General features: G+C 46.8%; 13 protein-coding genes. 7 read left to right on the plus strand and 6 right to left on the minus strand.

The genetic code is table 11. From position 1 onward, the window contains the following. The first annotated feature begins 190 nt into the window (after window positions 1–190). The 6 genes from L5M28_RS13810 to L5M28_RS13835 all read left to right on the plus strand — a co-directional run bounded on the left by L5M28_RS13810 (window position 191) and on the right by L5M28_RS13835 (window position 9449). Entirely contained in the window at window positions 191–1429 is a 1239-nt protein-coding gene (locus tag L5M28_RS13810; RefSeq protein ID WP_263203628.1) for an efflux RND transporter periplasmic adaptor subunit, read from the plus strand. 13 nt (window positions 1430–1442) lie between these two features. Next, window positions 1443–4601: an efflux RND transporter permease subunit gene (locus tag L5M28_RS13815; protein WP_263203630.1), complete on the plus strand. Its 3159-nt coding sequence runs from the start codon at window positions 1443–1445 to the stop codon at window positions 4599–4601. Window positions 4602–5044: 443 nt separating this feature from the next. Then, window positions 5045–5722: a methylamine utilization protein gene (locus L5M28_RS13820; protein ID WP_263203631.1), complete on the plus strand. Its 678-nt coding sequence runs from the start codon at window positions 5045–5047 to the stop codon at window positions 5720–5722. Continuing rightward, window positions 5712–8018, plus strand: a complete 2307-nt coding sequence (locus tag L5M28_RS13825; protein ID WP_263203632.1) for a GGDEF domain-containing phosphodiesterase — start codon at window positions 5712–5714, stop codon at window positions 8016–8018. The genes L5M28_RS13820 and L5M28_RS13825 overlap by 11 nt, the downstream gene beginning before the upstream one ends. Before the next feature lie 76 nt (window positions 8019–8094). After that, window positions 8095–8976, plus strand: coding sequence for a DUF3034 family protein (locus L5M28_RS13830; RefSeq protein ID WP_263203633.1), 882 nt, complete (start codon window positions 8095–8097; stop codon window positions 8974–8976). Continuing rightward, complete coding sequence (locus L5M28_RS13835) at window positions 8973–9449, plus strand: group I truncated hemoglobin (RefSeq protein WP_263203634.1); 477 nt, start codon at window positions 8973–8975, stop codon at window positions 9447–9449. Before L5M28_RS13830 ends, L5M28_RS13835 begins: the two co-directional genes overlap by 4 nt. Window positions 9450–9542: 93 nt before the next feature. Here L5M28_RS13835 and L5M28_RS13840 read toward each other — a convergent pair whose 3' ends face one another. Both L5M28_RS13840 and L5M28_RS13845 read right to left on the minus strand, forming a co-directional pair. Next, the gene (locus L5M28_RS13840; RefSeq protein WP_006082658.1) at window positions 9543–10016 is read right to left on the minus strand and encodes an NYN domain-containing protein; all 474 of its coding nucleotides are present in this window, start codon (window positions 10014–10016) and stop codon (window positions 9543–9545) included. Window positions 10017–10131: 115 nt separating this feature from the next. Next, entirely contained in the window at window positions 10132–10992 is an 861-nt protein-coding gene (locus tag L5M28_RS13845; protein ID WP_028761405.1) for an AraC family transcriptional regulator, read from the minus strand. A gap of 193 nt (window positions 10993–11185) precedes the next feature. Between L5M28_RS13845 and L5M28_RS13850 the strand changes: the two genes are divergently transcribed. Beyond that, window positions 11186–12109, plus strand: coding sequence for a DMT family transporter (locus L5M28_RS13850; RefSeq protein WP_263203635.1), 924 nt, complete (start codon window positions 11186–11188; stop codon window positions 12107–12109). A 77-nt stretch (window positions 12110–12186) separates the two neighbouring features. Here the strand turns inward: L5M28_RS13850 and L5M28_RS13855 are convergent, their stop codons facing one another. The 4 genes from L5M28_RS13855 to L5M28_RS13870 form a co-directional block, all read right to left on the minus strand. Then, the gene (locus L5M28_RS13855; protein ID WP_263203636.1) at window positions 12187–15327 is read right to left on the minus strand and encodes a multidrug efflux RND transporter permease subunit; all 3141 of its coding nucleotides are present in this window, start codon (window positions 15325–15327) and stop codon (window positions 12187–12189) included. Next, window positions 15327–16436, minus strand: a complete 1110-nt coding sequence (locus L5M28_RS13860; protein WP_028761398.1) for an efflux RND transporter periplasmic adaptor subunit — start codon at window positions 16434–16436, stop codon at window positions 15327–15329. The genes L5M28_RS13855 and L5M28_RS13860 overlap by 1 nt, the downstream gene beginning before the upstream one ends. 211 nt (window positions 16437–16647) lie before the next feature. Next, window positions 16648–17442 (minus strand): substrate-binding periplasmic protein, encoded by a 795-nt coding sequence (locus tag L5M28_RS13865; RefSeq protein WP_263203637.1) that lies wholly within the window; start codon window positions 17440–17442, stop codon window positions 16648–16650. A 246-nt stretch (window positions 17443–17688) separates the two neighbouring features. Beyond that, the gene (locus L5M28_RS13870; RefSeq protein ID WP_263203638.1) at window positions 17689–18891 is read right to left on the minus strand and encodes a metallophosphoesterase; all 1203 of its coding nucleotides are present in this window, start codon (window positions 18889–18891) and stop codon (window positions 17689–17691) included. Between the last annotated feature and the right edge of the window lie 176 nt (window positions 18892–19067).

Genomic DNA, 19067 nt, shown 5'->3' on the forward strand with positions numbered 1-19067 from the left:
GGTAAGTGCACACTTTTAATTAAATACCGTTCGGTACATAAATTTGTTGACAGCATCATTTTACGCTATATATTACCGCCCAGTACAGAATATTTTTTACCAGTCGGTATTTAATTGGTTTGGTTTGTAACACAGCTGCATGTGTGTGGTTCGAACAGCGTGAAATGCCCGCCACTTTGAGGATAGTAATATGATGAGTAACAAACCTTTACGAATAATGATGTTAACGGCTGTGGCTGCTTTCGTCCTTTCAGCTTGTGGTGAGCAAACAGCGCAGCAGGGACCTGCACCGAGTGCGCCTAAGGTGGATGTCGCTCAGGTATTATATGAGCGAGTCACCGAATGGGATGAGTTTACCGGTCGTTTACAGGCGCCAGAAAGTGTCACCCTTATCCCGCGGGTGTCTGGTTACATTGAATCAGTGAATTTTAAGGAAGGCGCTTTAGTGAAGAAAGGTGACGTACTCTTTCGCATCGATCCAAGCGTGTTTGAAGTGGAAGTGGCCCGGTTAAAAGCGGATCTTGCTAGCGCTATTTCTGCAGAGCAACTGGCCACTAATGATTTTGAACGGGCACATAAGTTATTTGACCAAAAGGCGGTCTCGGCCGAATTACTCGATACCCGTGAGTCGAATAAACGTCAGACTGCAGCGGCGGTTGCGTCGGTGAAAGCAGCACTCATGCGCGCCGAGCTTGATTTAGCTTATACCCAAGTACAAGCGCCGATTGATGGCCGAGTATCCTACGCCAACGTCACTGCGGGTAACTATGTCACCGCAGGGCAGAGTGTGCTGACCAGCTTAGTCTCTACCGCCAGCATGTATGCCTATTTTGATGTGGACGAGCAAACCTACCTTAAATACGTGAAGTTAACTGCGCAGAACAAACGTAACGATCCCCGTGCTGGCGATAATCCTGTTTACATGGCTTTAGCCAATGAGCGCGATTATCACCATATTGGCATGGTCGACTTTGTGGATAATGCGATGGATAAGCAGACGGGTACTATTCGAGTTCGTGCGACTTTTGACAATGAAGACAATAACCTATTGCCAGGCTTGTTTGCGCGTCTTCGTACTGCGGGCAGTGGCGCCTATGAGGGGATCTTGATTGACGATAAAGCCGTTGGCACAGATCTCAATAATAAGTTTGTGCTGGTCGTCGGTCATGATGGCACGGTCGAATATCGCGGCGTGACCTTAGGCGAAAAAGTCCAAGGACTGCGCATTGTAACCCAAGGCTTGATGGCCGAAGACAAGATCGTCGTCAACGGTATGCAACGCGTACGTCCTAAGATGCAAATTGAGCCAAACATAGTGGACATGGTCGACAACGACAAGCTCGAAGCACTGCGCCAAGCCCAGTTAATACTCGATAAAAACCAAGAGCATTTGACGGCGCAAGCGGTCGAAACGGCGAGCCGCGGTTAAGGAATCACACACTATGTTGTCGCAATTTTTCATTAAAAGACCGATATTTGCAGCCGTGCTGTCATTGCTGTTTCTTATCACGGGGGCGATTGCCGTTTGGCAGTTGCCTATCACCGAATATCCAGAGGTAGTGCCACCAACGGTAGTGGTCACTGCTAATTATCCTGGCGCAAATCCTAAAGTGATTGCCGAAACAGTGGCTTCACCGCTGGAGCAGGAAATCAACGGCGTCGAAGACATGTTGTACATGTCATCGCAGGCGACGTCCGATGGACGTATGACCTTGACTATCACCTTTGCGATTGGCACGGATGTGGATAAGGCTCAAACCCAAGTGCAGAGCCGAGTCGATCGTGCTATGCCCCGTCTGCCGCAGGAAGTACAACGTCTTGGTATAGTCACCGAAAAATCATCGCCGGATCTCACCATGGTGGTGCATTTGTTATCGCCGGATAACCGTTACGACATGTTGTATCTGTCTAACTATGCGGCGCTAAACGTCAAAGACGAGTTAGCGCGGATTAACGGTGTCGGCGCGGTACGTTTGTTTGGCGCCGGCGAATACAGCCTGCGAATTTGGCTCGATCCGAATAAAGTCTCGGCGCTGGGTTTATCGCCAGCGGACATTATTGCCGCCGTTCGTGAGCAAAACCAACAGGCAGCAGCGGGCAGTTTAGGCGCGCAGCCCAGTGGCAGTGCTGACTTTCAACTTTTAATTAACGTGAAAGGCCGTTTAACTGAACTGTCTGAATTTGAAGATATCATCATCAAAGTTGGTCAGAATGCTGAAGTGATCCGCCTTAAAGATGTCGCGCGGGTGGAACTCGGGGCAACGAGTTATGCGCTGCGCTCTTTACTCGATAATAAGGATGCGGTCGCTATTCCTGTATTCCAAGCATCGGGCTCTAACGCGATTCAGATTTCCGACGATGTGCGCGCCAAAATGGCAGAGCTGTCTAAAGGATTCCCTGAAGGACTCGAATATGAGATCGTTTACGACCCAACAGTGTTCGTGCGTGGCTCGATTGAAGCTGTGGTAAAAACCCTGCTCGAAGCCGTGTTGCTGGTGGTGTTAGTGGTGGTACTGTTCCTGCAAACTTGGCGCGCATCGATTATTCCGCTGGTGGCCGTGCCTGTGTCTTTGGTCGGTACCTTTGCCTTTATGCATTTGCTCGGTTTCTCGTTAAACGCCTTGTCGCTATTTGGGCTGGTGCTCGCCATCGGGATTGTGGTTGACGATGCCATCGTGGTGGTGGAAAACGTCGAGCGTAATATTGCCGCAGGATTAAGCCCAGTTGCGGCAACACAAAAGGCGATGAAGGAAGTGACTGGCCCGATTGTGGCAACCACCTTAGTGCTGGCGGCGGTGTTTATTCCAACGGCCTTTATGAGCGGTTTAACCGGGCAGTTCTATAAACAGTTTGCCTTGACTATTACTATCTCGACCTTTATCTCGGCGATTAACTCACTCACTTTGAGTCCGGCATTATCGGCGCTGTTACTCAAGAGCCATGATGCACCTAAGGACGGCTTAACCCGTCTAATGGATAAGTTGTTTGGTGCTTGGTTATTTGTGCCTTTTAATCGTTTATTTAACCGTGCATCCGATGGTTATGGCTGGTTAGTGCGTAAGGTGATCCGTTTTGGCGGCATTATTGGCCTAGTGTATTTAGGCATGGTGGCGTTAACGGGTGTGCAATTTGCCAATACACCAACGGGTTATGTACCCGGCCAAGATAAACAGTATTTAGTGGCCTTTGCTCAGTTGCCCGATGCGGCATCCCTTGAACGTACGGATAGTGTGATCAAGAAGATGTCTGAGATTGCGCTAAATCACCCCGGAGTAGCGCACTCGATTGCCTTCCCTGGCCTTAGCATCAACGGTTTTACCAATAGTCCTAACTCAGGCGTGGTGTTTGTTGCGCTCGATGATTTTGACTCGCGTACCAGTCCTGAACTGTCGGCGAATGCCATTGCAGGACAATTGAATCAGCAATTTGCTGCTATTCAAGACGCGTTTATTGCCATCTTCCCGCCGCCACCTGTGCAAGGCCTCGGCACCATAGGAGGGTTCCGTCTGCAAATTCAAGACAGAGCCAACCTTGGTTATGAGGCCTTGTATCAGGTGACCCAACAAGTGATGTACAAGGCGTGGGCCGATCCTCAGTTAGCTGGCGTTTTCTCTAGCTATCAAGTGAACGTGCCACAACTTGAACTGGATATCGATCGGACTAAAGCGAAACAGCAGGCAGTGTCGCTCGATCAAATTTTCCAGACATTACAAACCTATATGGGCTCGACTTATGTCAACGACTTCAATCGTTTCGGCCGAACCTATCAGGTGAATATGCAAGCTGACGAGGCCTTCCGTCAAAGTCCGCAACAGATAAGTCAGCTAAAGGTGCCGAATCTGAATGGTGACATGATCCCGCTAGGTTCGTTCATCAACGTCAGCCAAAGTTCAGGCCCAGACAGAGTGATGCACTATAACGGTTTCACGACCGCTGAAATCAACGGTGGTCCAGCGCTCGGAGTGAGTACAGGCCAAGCGCAGGCGGCGATTGAGAAAATTTTGGCTGAAACGTTACCTAATGGTATGACTTATGAGTGGACCGAGCTGACCTATCAGCAAATTCTCGCGGGCAATACGGGTCTTTTGGTTTTCCCGCTGGTGATCATCTTAGTGTTTATGGTGCTAGCCGCCCAGTACGAGAGCTTAAGCCTGCCATTGGCGATTATCTTAATCATCCCAATGACACTGCTCTCGGCGCTCAGTGGTGTGCTGATTTACGGTGGCGATAATAATATTTTCACCCAAATTGGCCTGATAGTACTGGTGGGGCTGGCGACTAAAAACGCTATCTTGATTGTCGAGTTCGCGAAAGAGAAACAAGACCATGGTATGGCACCTATGGAGGCGATATTAGAGGCAGCAAGATTACGTTTACGTCCTATCTTGATGACATCTATCGCCTTTATCATGGGAGTGGTGCCTATGGTGTTCTCCACTGGCGCGGGCGCCGAGATGCGCCAAGCCATGGGCGTGGCAGTATTCGCTGGTATGATTGGGGTGACTGTATTTGGTCTTATCCTAACGCCGCTGTTTTACTATGCCTTAGCAAAGAGAGGCGGTAAAAAAGCCGATGAGCATAAAGAGATAACAGTCGGTTAAGCTTGTTTTCTAGTTGAAAAATACATGAAAGGTCTACATTGAGTAGGCCTTTTTTGTTTATTCACGGCGAGAGCGATTAGATTTGACTATCTTTAGCTGGGGTTAAATAACATTAGGTCAATTGATGCTTAGTGATGGTATTGCTCACTAGGTTAAAACTAAAACCAGAAATGAGGAATATCGTTGGTATTTTCTGGATCATCAATAAGAAACAATGAATAACTATTACCAGACCATTCTGTTAGCTTATAACTTATTGCCACTTGAGCGCGTCATTATCACAGTATGATTAGAATGGTTACTGTTTTACGACTTTTCTATATATTTTGATGATTATTCAATATATTAGTAATGTACAATGCTAGATGAATCTAGATCGTTTTTTTACGCAGAACTCAGCTAAGGTACTTGTTGACCTTGCATCACTATGCCCGAGGTAACGGATGATCCTATATCGCGTTTTATATGCGTTAGTACTTTGCGTTTTGATCTATTTCACGCCTCAAGTCATGGCTGCTGAACTCAATATTAATGTTGTAGATCTGCAACAACAGGCCATTGCCGATACTGTTGTGGAGCTGATCCCTGCTGTAATGCCCGATAATGCGATACCTATCGAGCATTATGAAATGTCGCAAAAAAATCGAACCTTTATCCCCTTTGTGCTGGCGGTGCCTAAAGGTGCAAAGGTGGATTTTCCCAACTTAGATCGTACTCGCCACCATGTGTATTCTTTTTCAGAAGCTAAACCTTTCGAACTTAAATTGTATGTGGGTCAGGCCGAAGCGCCGATTCAGTTCGATAAACCTGGTTTGGTCGCGCTTGGCTGTAATATTCACGATTATATGCAGGCATTTATCTATGTGGCTGATAGCCCTATTGTCGCTGTGACGGACGAAAAAGGTGAGATCCAGTTTAAGGGACTTACCGCCGGTCAATATAAAGTTAAGCGCTGGCATCCATGGCAGAAGGCGGCATCAGAGCCAACGGATTTACTGATAGTTAATGGCCCTAATCAACTCAGCCTGCCCTTAGACATTGAGCGTCAAGCTAAACCGTCGGCTCCGCCGTCGGGATTTGGTCACTACGATTCTGAAGGTAAGCCATTACATGCTAAATAGTTTTCGCGCTCGGCTGATTTTAGTTTTCTTTATTGTGCTGACGTTGGTGCAATTTGCCACGGCATTTTCCGTGTTGACAGCGACCGAAAAAGATAACTTTTTACAGCAACAGAAAAGCCTCGATATTGGCGCGAATGTGTTTCTTGAAGTGTTATCGAATCGCGGTATTCAGCTCAGTCAAAGTTTGTCCGTACTCAGTGCCGATTTTGGTTTTAAGCGCGCGATTGCTACTGGTGAGCAAGAAACCATTGAGTCAGTGTTATCTAATCATGGATCTCGTATTGGTGCCGACGCCGCTGTATTGCTATCACCTAAAGGGGAGCTCTTGACCTCGAGTTTGCCTGGACTCACTCAGGATGATATTCAATCCTTATTTAATATGACCACCAGCAATCATAATGCGTTAGCTATCCTTAATTTTGATCATGCTAGCTATCAGTTTGTGCTGCAGCCGGTGAAGGCGCCGACCTTAATCGCTTGGGTTGGCATGGGGTTTCTATTAGATGAGAAGGTCGCCCAACAAGCTAAAGCCATTACGGGCATCGATGTGAGTTTTGTCAATCAGGCAACGGGCCGCACTGAAATTGCTTCAACCTTATCAGATAATGAAAAGTTAAGCGTAATTGAGCAGGCGAGCTTATTGCCTAGCTTGCTGAAAATGCCTAGTGAAAGTATTCCCGTAGATCATCTGTCTATGGGCATCAAACTTTATGATCACAACGGCAGCCAATTAGCACTACTACATCAATCAAACCTTAAGTGGCAGCAAAGTTATCAGCAACTACGCAATAATATGCTGCTGATTTTTGCTTTGACCTTAGCACTGGCGATTGCGATTGCGATTTGGTTGTCGGGCAGTTTGACTGAACCCGTGCATCAACTTGTGAATTATGCCCGCAAAATCGGTCAAGGTAAGCAGCCTGCCAATATTCAAGGTGCGCCAGCAGAACTGCGGGTGTTGGCCAAAAGTTTGTCCTTAATGCGCGATGATATTGAAGCGCGGGAAAAGGATTTAGTCTATCAATCCCGCCACGACAGTTTGACGGGATTACTCAATCGTTTTGCGGCAAAACAGCATTTGGCGGATCTTAACGATAAATTATCCGGTGCTATGGTGTTGTTAGATATTAAACATTTCCGTCATATCAACGATATTATTGGTTTTGCCAATGCCGATACTTTGTTACTGCTTTTTGCTCGTCGCCTAGAGCAATTAGCACCGACACCGGATTTACTGGCGCGTTTAGATGGTGACTCATTTTTACTCCTTTACAGTCAAGGGATCCGCCCCGAGCACTTGCTGAAATCATTGGATATGTTGGAGTCTCCCTTTCCAATCCAAGGCTCAAACATTTCTCTTACCGTGCGGGCGGGATTACTCGAAATCGATGGTAATGGTGCTGATATCGATGTATTGGTGCGCCGCGCCGAAATTGCCCTCAATCAAGCCTGTCTCGAAGAGCAACGTATTGTCAGTTATCGTCAAGGCGCCGATGAAAAGTATCAGCGTGAGCTGACGATTATCCGTGATTTGCCTATAGGTTTAGCGCAAAACCAATTGTATTTAGTGTTCCAACCTAAAGTGGATTTACGCCTAAACCAGTGCACTGGCGCCGAGGCATTGATCCGCTGGCAACATCCTACGCTAGGGTTTATTCCGCCCGATGAATTTATCCAACTGGCTGAAAATTCAGGCAACATTGATATTGTTAGCCAGTGGGTATTGAAGCAGGCAATTCAGCAATTAGTGACATGGCAGCGGCGGGGTATAGTGCTAAAACTGGCTATTAACCTGTCGGCCCATGATTTAGTCGATACTCGCTTACCGAATCAAATCGCCATTTTACTGAAAGATAATAATCTGCCAAGCGGTGCACTCTGTATCGAAGTCACTGAAGGCGCCGTGATGAAAGATGCACAGACTGTGGTGAGTGTATTACAGCGATTCCGTGACATGGGTGTGTCTGTTGCCATTGATGATTTTGGCACAGGTCATTCATCATTAGCCTATTTGAAAATTTTACCCGTTAATGAGGTGAAAATTGATCGCAGCTTTATCAAAGACATGCTCACGGATAGCCAGGATGTGATGATAGTCGATACGAGTATTAAATTGATCCATGGCTTAGGTTTTACCGTAGTAGCCGAAGGCGTTGAAGAACAAGAAGGTGTTGAGATATTGCGTAATCTTGATTGCGATATCATTCAAGGTTACGTGTTTTCGAAACCCTTAAAAGCGGCTGAATTTGATCTGTGGTTCGAGGCGTTTAACCATCCAAATACCGCTGATGCATAAGCGCATTTACTCAAGTCAATATGCAAAGACGCTAGACTAACGATTCATCGTCGACAGAATTAGAGCGGAGCATCAAGTGAACATTTCCATAAATGCATTGAAGTTGAATTCATTAACTTGGACTTATGTTAAGGCTTTGTCTTGCCTATTTTTACTATTGAGCACTGTTCCTACGTTTGCTGAAGGTAGCCGTGTGGTCGCGACTGGCGGCGGGACGATGATTGAAGGCAGTGCTGGCGGTGGCATAGTGCCATGGGCTGTGATCAACGGTTATGGCAGTAGCGGTGAATGGTCGGCAACGGCGATGGCGACGGGTGTCTATGTCGATGATTTTACGCTGAAAGTGATCGGTGCTTCTTTGAGTTTTGATAATCGATTCGAGCTGAGCGTTGCGCGGCAAACCTTTGATTTGGATACTATGGGCGGCGAGTTAGGCCAAGATATCTTCGGCGTAAAATACAAGCTTGCCGGAGAGCTGCTTTATACGGCTATGCCGCAAATTACCTTAGGTGCCCAGTATAAAAGAGTCGATGACTTTGCGATTCCTCAGGCAGTTGGGGCGCGGGATGATTGGGGTTTAGATGTGTATATTGCTGCCAGCAAAGTATTTTTTGATGCGATAGCGGGACGAAATGTATTACTCAATGGGACCGTGCGCGCGACCAAGGCGAATCAAACGGGTTTATTGGGTTTTGGTACTCAAGCCAATCATGATTACCAGTTTGTGCTCGAAGCCTCTGCCGCGGTATTGCTGACGGATAATGTGGCACTGGGTATCGAATATCGCCAGAAACCCGATGAGTTAGCTTTTGCCCAGGAGGATGATTGGCAAGATGTGTTTTTAGCGTGGTTTATCAATAAGCATTTTTCCGTGGTTACGGCCTATGCGAATTTGGGCAGCATTGCGGGGTTTGAAGAGCAACGGGGTTGGTACCTGTCGGTGGAGGGGGCGTTATGAGGCGTTTACGGGTGAAGCTAATACCTTTCGTCGCAGTGTTTTTTTTCACTGGCTGTGCGGTGCAAACGACCGAAACCTCAGCATCACAAAATCTCTTGAGTCGCCAAACCGCAAGCCATCAAACCTTATACCAAGATTTAGGTGGTAACGCAGGCGTATCGGCGATAGTCGATGGTTTGCTGGCACGTATTGCCACTGATCCACGCATAGTGCATCACTTTCAAGAGACAGATATTGCGTTATTTCGTGAGCGTGCCATTGAACATTTCTGTCTGGTTGCCGATGGCGGCTGCGTGTATCACGGCGAAAGTATGCAGCACAGTCATAGAGGCTTGAATATTACTCAAGCGGATTTCGATGCCTTAGTCGGCCATTTGATTGAATCGATGAAAGAGCAACATATTCCGCTATCTACCCGTAATGCCTTTCTAAAACGTCTCGCCCCTATGTATACGGACATTACCTATCATTAGTGTGTTGTTTGTATTATCAAAAAGTGGCCTTTAAATATGGCGAAGGTGTTTGATGCGGTTAGTGTGATGAATCGCCTCATTTTTGTCTTGTGACTAGAGCAATAACGCCTCATCTATGGGATGAAATTGAGAGGCTGCATCCCTTAAGGATTTAGCCGTCAGGGTAGGGACGCCATAGACTTGGGTTTCAACGCCATATTTTTGATGGATTTTTTGCAGCAATAAATCGAAATCGCCATCCCCAGACAATAAGATCACAGTATCCACTTCACTCGCCGCTTCCATAATATCTATCGTGATCCCCACGTCCCAATCGCCTTTGGCCGAACCATCACTACGTTGGATGAAAGGTTTTAACTTCACCTCAAAACCTATGTGCTTTAACGCGTCTTGAAATTTCAATTGCCCATCGTCGCCCTTATGGATGGCATAAGCCACGGCCAACGCTATATCACCTTCATAACCTAAGTGTTGCCACAGTTTACGATAATTAAATTGGCGACCATAGGCTTCACGGCAGGTGTAATAGATGTTTTGTACATCGACAAATAAAGCGATTTTTTTCAAGGCGTTTTCCAGCGGTTAGGGGAGTAAGGGCACTATAGCATATCGAGGCAATGGGGTTTTCAAGGATGTTAGAGTGTTGGGTTCAGCCGTCGAGATTGTGAACCCAAAGCGTATGTTAGCTTCTATGGTATTTTTGATATTCGCCCGGTGACATGCCGCAGAGTTTTTTAAAGTAACGCCCCATATGACTTTGATTGGCAAAGCCATTATTGAGGGCGATATCGGTCAAGGATTGCGTTGAATGGCTCAAGCTTTGTTTGACCTTTTCAATGCGCACTTGCAGCAAATACTCCTGCGGCGTCATCGCAAATTGGCATTTAAACATGCGACAAAAATGGTACTCGCTAAGTTGGGCAAGCTCGGCCAACTCAGACAAGTAAATCTGCCTATGGGAATGGCAATGAATAAACTCTTTGATCGCTTTGGCCACTTTAGGTGCGAGTCCACCCTTAATTGGCCCCACCGACAAATTAAAGCCTGAGCTTTGCAGCAAAGTCACCAGCACAGTGTCGGTTACTTGTTCCATCATCAGATGGTGATCACTCGTCTGCCAATCGAGCCCGGCAACTTGGTGCCGAAACAGCGCCTCTAATCTCGGATTATCGACAAAGGTCAACTCAGGTAAACGCACTTGGCGTGGATCTTTATCAAAGACTCGCACCGCCAATTTTTTAAGATGTTCATCGCTAAAATACAAATGCATAAACTGCTGCGGTTGTCCCAGTTGCCAATGGCTTTGGCAGCCTTGGGGCATAAGGCAAAACTTACTGGGCGCGCCATAGTCGGCCTTGATATCGGTTCTGTGGGTTTCGTAGCCGCCATCCAGATACATGCTCAGCGTATGTTGTGCATCGTTTTGGTAATACAGACGCTCGCCCGCATTTTGATAATGGGCCCAAGATAAATCCTCCGTAATCGCTTGCTTACGAATACAGGTTTTGGCGGATTTATCAAAACTGATGTATTTGGGCTCCATGGGTTCCTAGTGATCTCACTGGCTAAGCATTTTGTCTTTCCAAATTATCGCACTTATGGGCGTGGCTCAACGTCCGCTCGCGATTAAAACCGCAATATCGTGTTATGACCAACAAGATGGTGACATAAGGACGAAAGCCATAGTTGTATAGTTTGCCTCATTAAGCATTTTATGAAGGTGTAGGGGACTCATTATGGCTGCTGTGATGTATTTGCTGATGATTTTTGTGTGGGGTTTTTCGTGGATTGCCATTAAGTGGCAGCACGGTGAGGTGGCGACGGAAGTCTCGATTTTCTATCGGTTTGCGATTGCGAGTCTCTTGATGTTCGCCATTGGCTTTGCCTTTAACAAGCTGCAAGCGGTAAAGCTTAGGCAGCATCCTTGGTTTGCACTACAAGGCGTGTGTCTATTTTGTTTGAACTTTATCGCGTTTTATACCGCAACCCATTATATCGCCAGCGGTTTAACGGCGGTGATTATGGCCACTGCCCCCATTTTTAATGCGATACATGGCCGCATTTTTTACGGTACGCCAACTAGTCGTAATTTTTGGTTAGGCGTCGGTGTCGGTCTGGGGGGCATTAGCTTACTCTTTGGTGCCGATTTGCTCGCGACTCAGTGGTCACAAAATTTAGTTTGGGGCTTATTGTTTTCGCTGCTAGGTACGTGGTTTTTCTCGATTGGTAACATGATCAGTATGCGCAACTCGCGCGATAATGTGTCGCCCTTTACTTCAACAGCGTATGCCATGTGCTATGGCAGTGCGGCCTTATTGCTCATCATTTGGTTTAAAGATTTAAGCTTTAGTTTACCGCTGACAACCAGCTATCTTGGCAGCTTGTTCTACTTAGCCGTTATCGCCTCTGTGGTTGGCTTTACCGCTTATTTGATCTTGGTTGAGCGAATTGGCGCTAATGCCGCTGCGTATCTGTTGGTGATTACCCCTGTGGTGGCGTTAAGTGTATCGAGTGTGTTTGAGGATTATCAGTGGACTTGGTATTCAAGCGTGGGACTCTTGCTAGTCGCGCTCGGTAACATGTTAACCCGCCGTCAAAAACCGCTTGGTGCTGGTCTCGGTTTACTTTTAGGCTTAGCCAATAAAGCAAAAAACGCTTAAAATGTTAATGAGAAAAAAGCCAAGGCACTGAGTACCTTGGCTTTTTGTTATTCGATTATCAAGAGCTATGATTCGCGTTAGGCTTTAGGTGCGAGTTCCTGCTTTGCGGCCACCTCTTGGGCCGCTAACTCTTGCGCTTTAATCGCCGCTTCGAGCTTAGCTTCAACATAACCCGGTGAATGGGTCGCTGCCGAGATTAATCGATACATGGCAGGGATGACGAGTAGTGTCACAAAGGTGGCGAATGCCATACCGAAGAACACTACAGTACCCACAGCGATACGACTTTCTGAGCCTGCGCCCGTCGAGAAAATTAACGGCACAGCGCCCACTAAGGTGGTGAAGGCTGTCATTAGGATTGGCCGCAAACGACGGGATGACGCATCGATAATAGCTTTATCGAGTTCAAAACCGCGGTCACGCAATTGGTTAGCAAACTCTACGATAAGGATACCGTTTTTAGTTACCATACCAATCAACATGATCATGCCTATCTGGCTGTAGATGTTGATCCCTTGGCTGGTGATCAGTAGTCCTAAGAAACCACCGAATACACCCATAGGCACAGTAAACATCACCACTAACGGGTTGATAAAGCTCTCAAACTGTGCGGCTAATACTAAGTAGGCAACCAGTAAAGCTAAACCAAATACGATAAAGATACTGCTTTGGTTTTCTTTAAAGTCTTTGGATTCGCCCGTGTAACCAATCGAAATATCTTTAGGTAATAATTCAATGGCTTTAGCGTCAAGGAACTTTAAGCCTTCACCTAAGGTGTAACCTTCACTGACGTTAGCCTTGAGGGTGATCGATTTTTGCTTATTGGTGTGGCTTAATCTTTGTGCCGAGGCAATTTCTTCTATATGGGTGACAGTATCGAGAGTGACTAATTCGCCCTTAGCTGACCGCATGTAGATTTGGCTCAGATCACCGACATTGTTGAAACTGTTTTCATCACCGCGTAAATACACATCGTATTCTTCGCCTCGATCAACAAAGGTCGTTTCGGTGCGGCCACCCAGCATGACTTCTAAGGTTTCCGATACTTGGTCGACACTGATCCCCAGTTCTGCGGCGCGCTCTTTATCGACAGTAACAATGAGTTCTGGCGTTGTTTCTGCGTAGTCTAAGTCAGCCCCTTCCATCATAGGGCTAGCGTTAGCCTCTTCTTTCAATATCTGCGCCCACTTAAACAGTTCGGCATAGTCCGAACCACCAAGTACAAATTGCACGGGTTCGCTCGATTGCCCCCTAAAGCCTGGCATCATAGGGCGAACCATTACATCTGGAATATCCTTTAAGGCATTGCTAATAATTCCAAGGGCTTGCTGCGCTGTCACATCGCGGTGTTCCCAATCTTCTAGCTGCATGATGACAAAGCCAGTTTGATCGCCAGCACGGCCACCAAAGGCGGGAGCTTGTACGCTGAAGGATCGCAGCACACCTTTACCTAGCAAGGGCATGAGTCTGTCTTCGACTATGTCCATGTTGGCTGTCATACGGTTATAACTGGTGCCTTCGGCGCCTTTAATAAAGGCGAACAACACGCCGCGGTCTTCCTGCGGCGCAAGCTGTGACGGTACTTGTTGCATTAACCAAGCGCTGCCGCCGATACAAGCGAGTATGACTAGCGGTGCGAGTAGACGAAATTTAATCGCTCGTGTCACGGCGACACGATAAACGCTTTCCATGCGAGCAAAGCCGCTGTCGACCCAACGATTAAAGCGATTCGGTTTGACGTTGGCTTTGAGTAATTTACTGCTCAGTACAGGCGTAAGTGTGAGTGCCACTAAGGAGGAGAACAGCACTGACACCGCCAGCATCACGGAGAACTCGGTAAATAGTAGCCCGACCATGCCCTCCATAAAGGAAATAGGGAGGAATACCATCACCAGCACCGCCGTAGTGGCGATAACGGCAAAGCCCACTTCGCGAGTACCTTTATAGGCGGCGAGTAAGGGCTCTTCACCTTTTTCGATATGGTGGAAAATGTTTTCAACCACCACAATCGCATCATCCACCACTAGACCGATGGAGAGAATTAATGCCATCAATGTCAGTAGATTAATCGAATAACCTAGCATGTTGGCGGCGATAAATGCCGAGATCAAAGATACTGGAACCGTCACCGCTGGGATTAACGTTGCTCGTGCTTGTCCAATGAAGATATACAGCACGAGTACGACCAAGGCGCCGGTGACATAAAGTGTGCTATACACTTCGTTAATCGAGCGGTCGATAAATACGGTCGAGTCGAAGTCGACCACTAGGCTAGTGCCTTCGGGCAGGAAGTCTTGTACGCGATCAACTTCTTTATGCACTTCTTTGGCAACGAGCAGAGGGTTGGCATCGGACTGGGCAATAATGCCTAAACTGATGTTAACTATGCCGTCGCTTTTGAAGGTCGAGTTTTCGTTTTGTGCTCCAACAGCTACATCCGCCACATCTTTTAAGTAGATAGCCGTGCCATCGCTGGCGGTACGCACCACAAGATAGTCGAAATCCTTCGGCGTGTAGTACAAGCGTTTGGTACGCACCGACATCACTGTGGTGTCGTTGCGCACTTGGCCGCCGGGCGTTTCTATGTTCTCTTTACGCAGGGCGTTAATAATATCCGTGGCTGTGACATTACGTCCTGCCATTTGTTCGGGTCTGAGCTTGACGTACATGACCTTATACAAGCCGCCGGAAATGCTGATAGAACTCACGCCGCTGATTAAGCTGAATTTGTCCTCGAGTACTCGCTGGGCGTAGTCCGTTAATTGAGTACGGTCCATCACACTCGAGCTTAAGTTCACATAGACTGAGGGTTCGCCGGAGCCGTTGTCTTTTGAGACGACGGGGTCTTTTGCATCTTCTGGGAGTCTGCGTTGGGCGCGGGCCACTGCATCGCGCACATCGCTGACCCCTTCGGTTAAGTTCCAACCGAGGAGGAATTTAACTGTGATACGCGAGCTACCGTTACGTGTGGTCGAGGTGATTTCGTCAATACCACTGATCCCTGTTAGTTCATCTTCTAAAGTCTTAGTGATCTGGCTTTCCATAATCGCCGCCGACGCACCCGAGTAACTGGTGCTGATGGTGACCACAGGGCTTTCGACGTCGGGCATTTCCCGTATCGACAGTTTAGTGAACGACACTATGCCAAATACACACAGCAGTAAGCTTAAAACGATGGCAACGACAGGGCGTTTAACCGAAACATCGGATAACCACATTATTTCGTCTCCGTTGCTTTAGGACCTGAAAGCTCTGTCGCACGGGCTGAGGCTTTATCATCGAGCGTGACTTCATTGATTTGCAGGCCATCGCGCATATTGACTAAGCCCTGTACCACGACTTTGTCACCTATGTTTAAACCGCTTTCGATTAAGACTTGGTTATCGATACGTGCCCCGAGTGTCACTTCTGTGCGGTGGGCAATGTGGTCGGCGCTAACTACGTATACGTAACGTTTAGTTCCTGAATATTCAAGAGCTTGTACTGGCACCATAGGTGCTGAAATCGCTGGGAAGGTGATGGTTGACGACATCATCATGCCCGGTTTTAAGCGTTTCTTCGGATTATCGAATAGCACTCGTACTTTGAGGTTTAAGGTTTCCTCATTGACGCGGGGATCGATAGCTACCATTTTGCCAGTAAAGATTTCATTCGGCCAAGCGCGACTGGTGGCTGATACTTGCATGCCAATACTCAGTTGCGATAGGAAATGCTCAGGCACTTGTAAGTCGAGACGCATGCTGGACAAATCATCTAGCGACATCAACTCAGTGCCCATGCTGACCATCTTGCCTTCGCTGAAATTAATCAGGCCAGTATTACCCGCAAAAGGCGCTATCAGCGAGTGGTAATGTAAATCTGCTTGGGCGGAGGATAAGCGTGCTTGGGCGATATCAACACTGGCTTTTTGTGCGTCAATCTCGGTTTGGGTAATGGCGTTACGGCTGATCAGTTTTTCAAATTCTTTGAGTTTACGTTTTTCATCATTGAGGAAAGCATTGGCCTCGGCGACGGCGGCTTGGGCTTTCATATCATCGAGTTCGATCAGTAACTGGCCTTTTTTCACCGCTTGGTTTGAGGTCACTGCGACTTGTTTAATCTTACCTGTGACTTGCGGTGCAATGATCACTGCACGTTCAGCCGCGAGTTTGCCGATAAGAGAGATAGATTGCGCTAATGGATATTCAATCACTTCACCCGTGACCACAGGAACGGTACGCATAAGATGTGGCGCGTTCTCGGGTTTAGCCGCTTGAAGGACATCACTAAAACTCACCGCTGTGGCGATAATCGCAAGCAGGGCAATGGCAATAATGGTTTTTTTCATTGTAATTATTATCTCGCGCAAAGGCAGTTTAAAAAGGTAATCGCTCTAATGGCGCTATTCTAGTGAATAACGTACGCCAGTTGGGTAAAAGTTTGTAAAGGTAAGCGAACGAAAATGAAAGAAATTGTGTTTTTTGAGCATTGAGCACAATATCAACGAGGGTTTTGCTGTTTTTTTGTGCTGTTATTGCTTTTTAAAAGCTGGACGGACTTTAGGGATGGATTTCAGTTCGCGTTTTTTTAATCGGCGCTTGAGTCGTTTCAATCTGAGGATATTGGCTTAAAATTGCCGCTAATCGTCCATCGCGTCGCATACTCTCTAAACCTTGATTAAAATCCGTCACTAACTGCGGATGATCCGCCACAGCCAAAGAGATCCCTAAATGAAATACCTCAGTCGCTATGGGGTGGCCGACTTGCTCAAAGGCACCCTCATATTCACTTGGTCCTTTTTTAATTAAATACCTCGCTAAGTTATGGCCAATCAAGACTAAGTCAATACGCTTTAAAAACAGCTTTTTGAGATTCATCTCATCCGAATTTCCTTCCTCTGTGGTGAGTCCCGCGGCGAAGATTTCTGGTGGATTAGCGTAACCGCGACCTATACCGATAGTGAAAGGTTTAAGATCTGAAAGTTGACTGAAACTCAGCGGTGAATCTTTACGTTTATAAAATACAATTTGTACGGGTTGGATAGGCGCAGAATATTGGGCCCATTGCTCGCGCTCTTTACGATACCAGAGCCCAATGATGCCATCAGCTTGGCCTGTTTTAACGAGTAAAGCTGCGCGGGCGAAGGGATAAAACTTGAGACTTGCAGTGTAACCTTGGCGTTTAAAAGCTTCTTTGACGACTTGCGCAACGCCGCCCTGTTCAGGTAAGGCATCGGCATAAAAAGGAGGATAGTTAGTGGCGACTAATTGGAGTTCTCTGCCCGCAAATGCTGGGGGATAGAAGCTGAATAGAAACAAGCAAAAGCTAGATAATCTGAGTAATTTCTTCCCCATTTCTACTCCAGTACTTAGGTGAGTCGCACTTGGCTTGAGTATAGTCAGAGTTAATTAAAACTGGCGAACTTATGGATATTAAGATGAGCGTATATTGAGAGCATACGATTGAGTGTTATGCCGATTTAGATCCATGGCGGGCGCCCGTTTTACCCTTGCTTATTCATGCCTTATTGCCCCAGCGCATTCGTGGATTAAGGCGCTAGCTCATGCACGTATTGGGGCAAAAGATATTAGTGAGGCAGGTTATAGCGAAACCTGCTCACCCTGATACAAACCTCGGCGGAGTTTTCCAGCGTCGATAAGTAACAGCTCACCTGATTTACCATTCTTAATGCTGCTATCTATCGCAATGATTTTATTATGATAAAGCCCAATAACTTGTTCCTGCGATGTGTGCCCTACGACGATATGATCGACCTTGAAATAGCTCAGTATGCTATCGATATCTGACTCTTTCAGTTCATCTTTAAAGTAGCCGCGATACCAAGTTGGACCATTGGTAAAAAACAAAAAGTTGAGTAAATCATTTTGCTTTAAATCGGATTTTTTATCATCTAAATGCTGCCGAAATAATTGGTTAGCATCGTTGATATTTAATTTACGCTCGACCCATTCAGGGCTGATGCCGCCGTGCATAAACAAGATATTATTGATTTTGACTAAGGTATGTTTGCTGCGAAGCCATTGGCCGATTTCGGTGTCTTTGTTGTAGAGCGCATCGTAGCTGCGTTTGAGTAAATCGGCCGCGACTTGATAGCGTTCGTTGACGTAGCGTAAGTCGCCGCGAAACACCATTTGCTCGTGATTGCCCATGAGTAGATGTAAGCGTCCGCCCGCAGCTTGGGCTTCTTGGTCTAAGGAATATAAAAACCACAATACTTCATTGACTTGATGACCACGGTCAAACATGTCGCCCGTCATCACCATATGACCGTCACCAAAGGCCCAGTGGTTATCTTTGTTGATAATCTGATGGGCTTTTAGCAAGTTAATCATTACATCAAACTGGCCGTGTACATCGCTAAGGGCGACAATTTTGCTGACATGGGTGAAGGTATCTGGCTCAACCGTGACAGCTTGTGTATGAAGGTGCGGTTGGGGTAATTCACCGCAATTGGTAGGGCGAGTTAACTGCGCCTTCGCAATCGGCGTTTGTTTTAGTTCACTCTGGCAAATCCAATAGGCTGTGTCTTTTTGAGCATCATCTAAAAACACATAAGGGCCATCGGTGACGCTGCTTTCTTGAATTTTTAGTTCTGGCTCGGCTTCACTGGTATTGGCCGCGAATGAGTTAAAGGAGAGTGAGACAAAGGGAAGCGCGGTAACAAACCATAACAGGAGCGTGAATTTTCTCTGTTGCTTGAGTATCCATTGGCTGGCTCGGCTAAGTCGCGTCATAGATAGCATGATTGGGTAAGCCCCGACTGGCATCGAATTGATTTGCATTAGACCGCATCCTTGTTCTTGTTTTAGTTATTTATTTTGTCATTTTAGACACTTGAGTTGATGAGTATTCGAACGTGCAGCTTGACGAATTCAATTTCAAGCGCTTAATCGCAAGTGCTTAATCTTAAGTACTTAATGTCAAGTGCTCAATCTATTGAAAACACTAAATCATACGG

Origin of the sequence: Shewanella sp. SW32 (assembly GCF_025653365.1) — a bacterium.
Classification (GTDB): Bacteria; Pseudomonadota; Gammaproteobacteria; order Enterobacterales; family Shewanellaceae; genus Shewanella; species Shewanella oncorhynchi.

What these genes read in the sequence shown, in the direction of transcription:
- L5M28_RS13810 (WP_263203628.1), top strand. Translation starts at nt 191, where the DNA reads ATGATGAGTAACAAACCTTTACGAATAATGATGTTAACGGCTGTGGCT.
- L5M28_RS13815 (WP_263203630.1), top strand. Translation starts at nt 1,443, where the DNA reads ATGTTGTCGCAATTTTTCATTAAAAGACCGATATTTGCAGCCGTGCTG.
- L5M28_RS13820 (WP_263203631.1), top strand. Translation starts at nt 5,045, where the DNA reads ATGATCCTATATCGCGTTTTATATGCGTTAGTACTTTGCGTTTTGATC.
- L5M28_RS13825 (WP_263203632.1), top strand. Translation starts at nt 5,712, where the DNA reads ATGCTAAATAGTTTTCGCGCTCGGCTGATTTTAGTTTTCTTTATTGTG.
- L5M28_RS13835 (WP_263203634.1), top strand. Translation starts at nt 8,973, where the DNA reads ATGAGGCGTTTACGGGTGAAGCTAATACCTTTCGTCGCAGTGTTTTTT.
- L5M28_RS13845 (WP_028761405.1), bottom strand. Translation starts at nt 10,992, where the DNA reads ATGGAGCCCAAATACATCAGTTTTGATAAATCCGCCAAAACCTGTATT.
- L5M28_RS13850 (WP_263203635.1), top strand. Translation starts at nt 11,186, where the DNA reads ATGGCTGCTGTGATGTATTTGCTGATGATTTTTGTGTGGGGTTTTTCG.
- L5M28_RS13855 (WP_263203636.1), bottom strand. Translation starts at nt 15,327, where the DNA reads ATGTGGTTATCCGATGTTTCGGTTAAACGCCCTGTCGTTGCCATCGTT.
- L5M28_RS13860 (WP_028761398.1), bottom strand. Translation starts at nt 16,436, where the DNA reads ATGAAAAAAACCATTATTGCCATTGCCCTGCTTGCGATTATCGCCACA.
- L5M28_RS13865 (WP_263203637.1), bottom strand. Translation starts at nt 17,442, where the DNA reads ATGGGGAAGAAATTACTCAGATTATCTAGCTTTTGCTTGTTTCTATTC.
- L5M28_RS13870 (WP_263203638.1), bottom strand. Translation starts at nt 18,891, where the DNA reads ATGCAAATCAATTCGATGCCAGTCGGGGCTTACCCAATCATGCTATCT.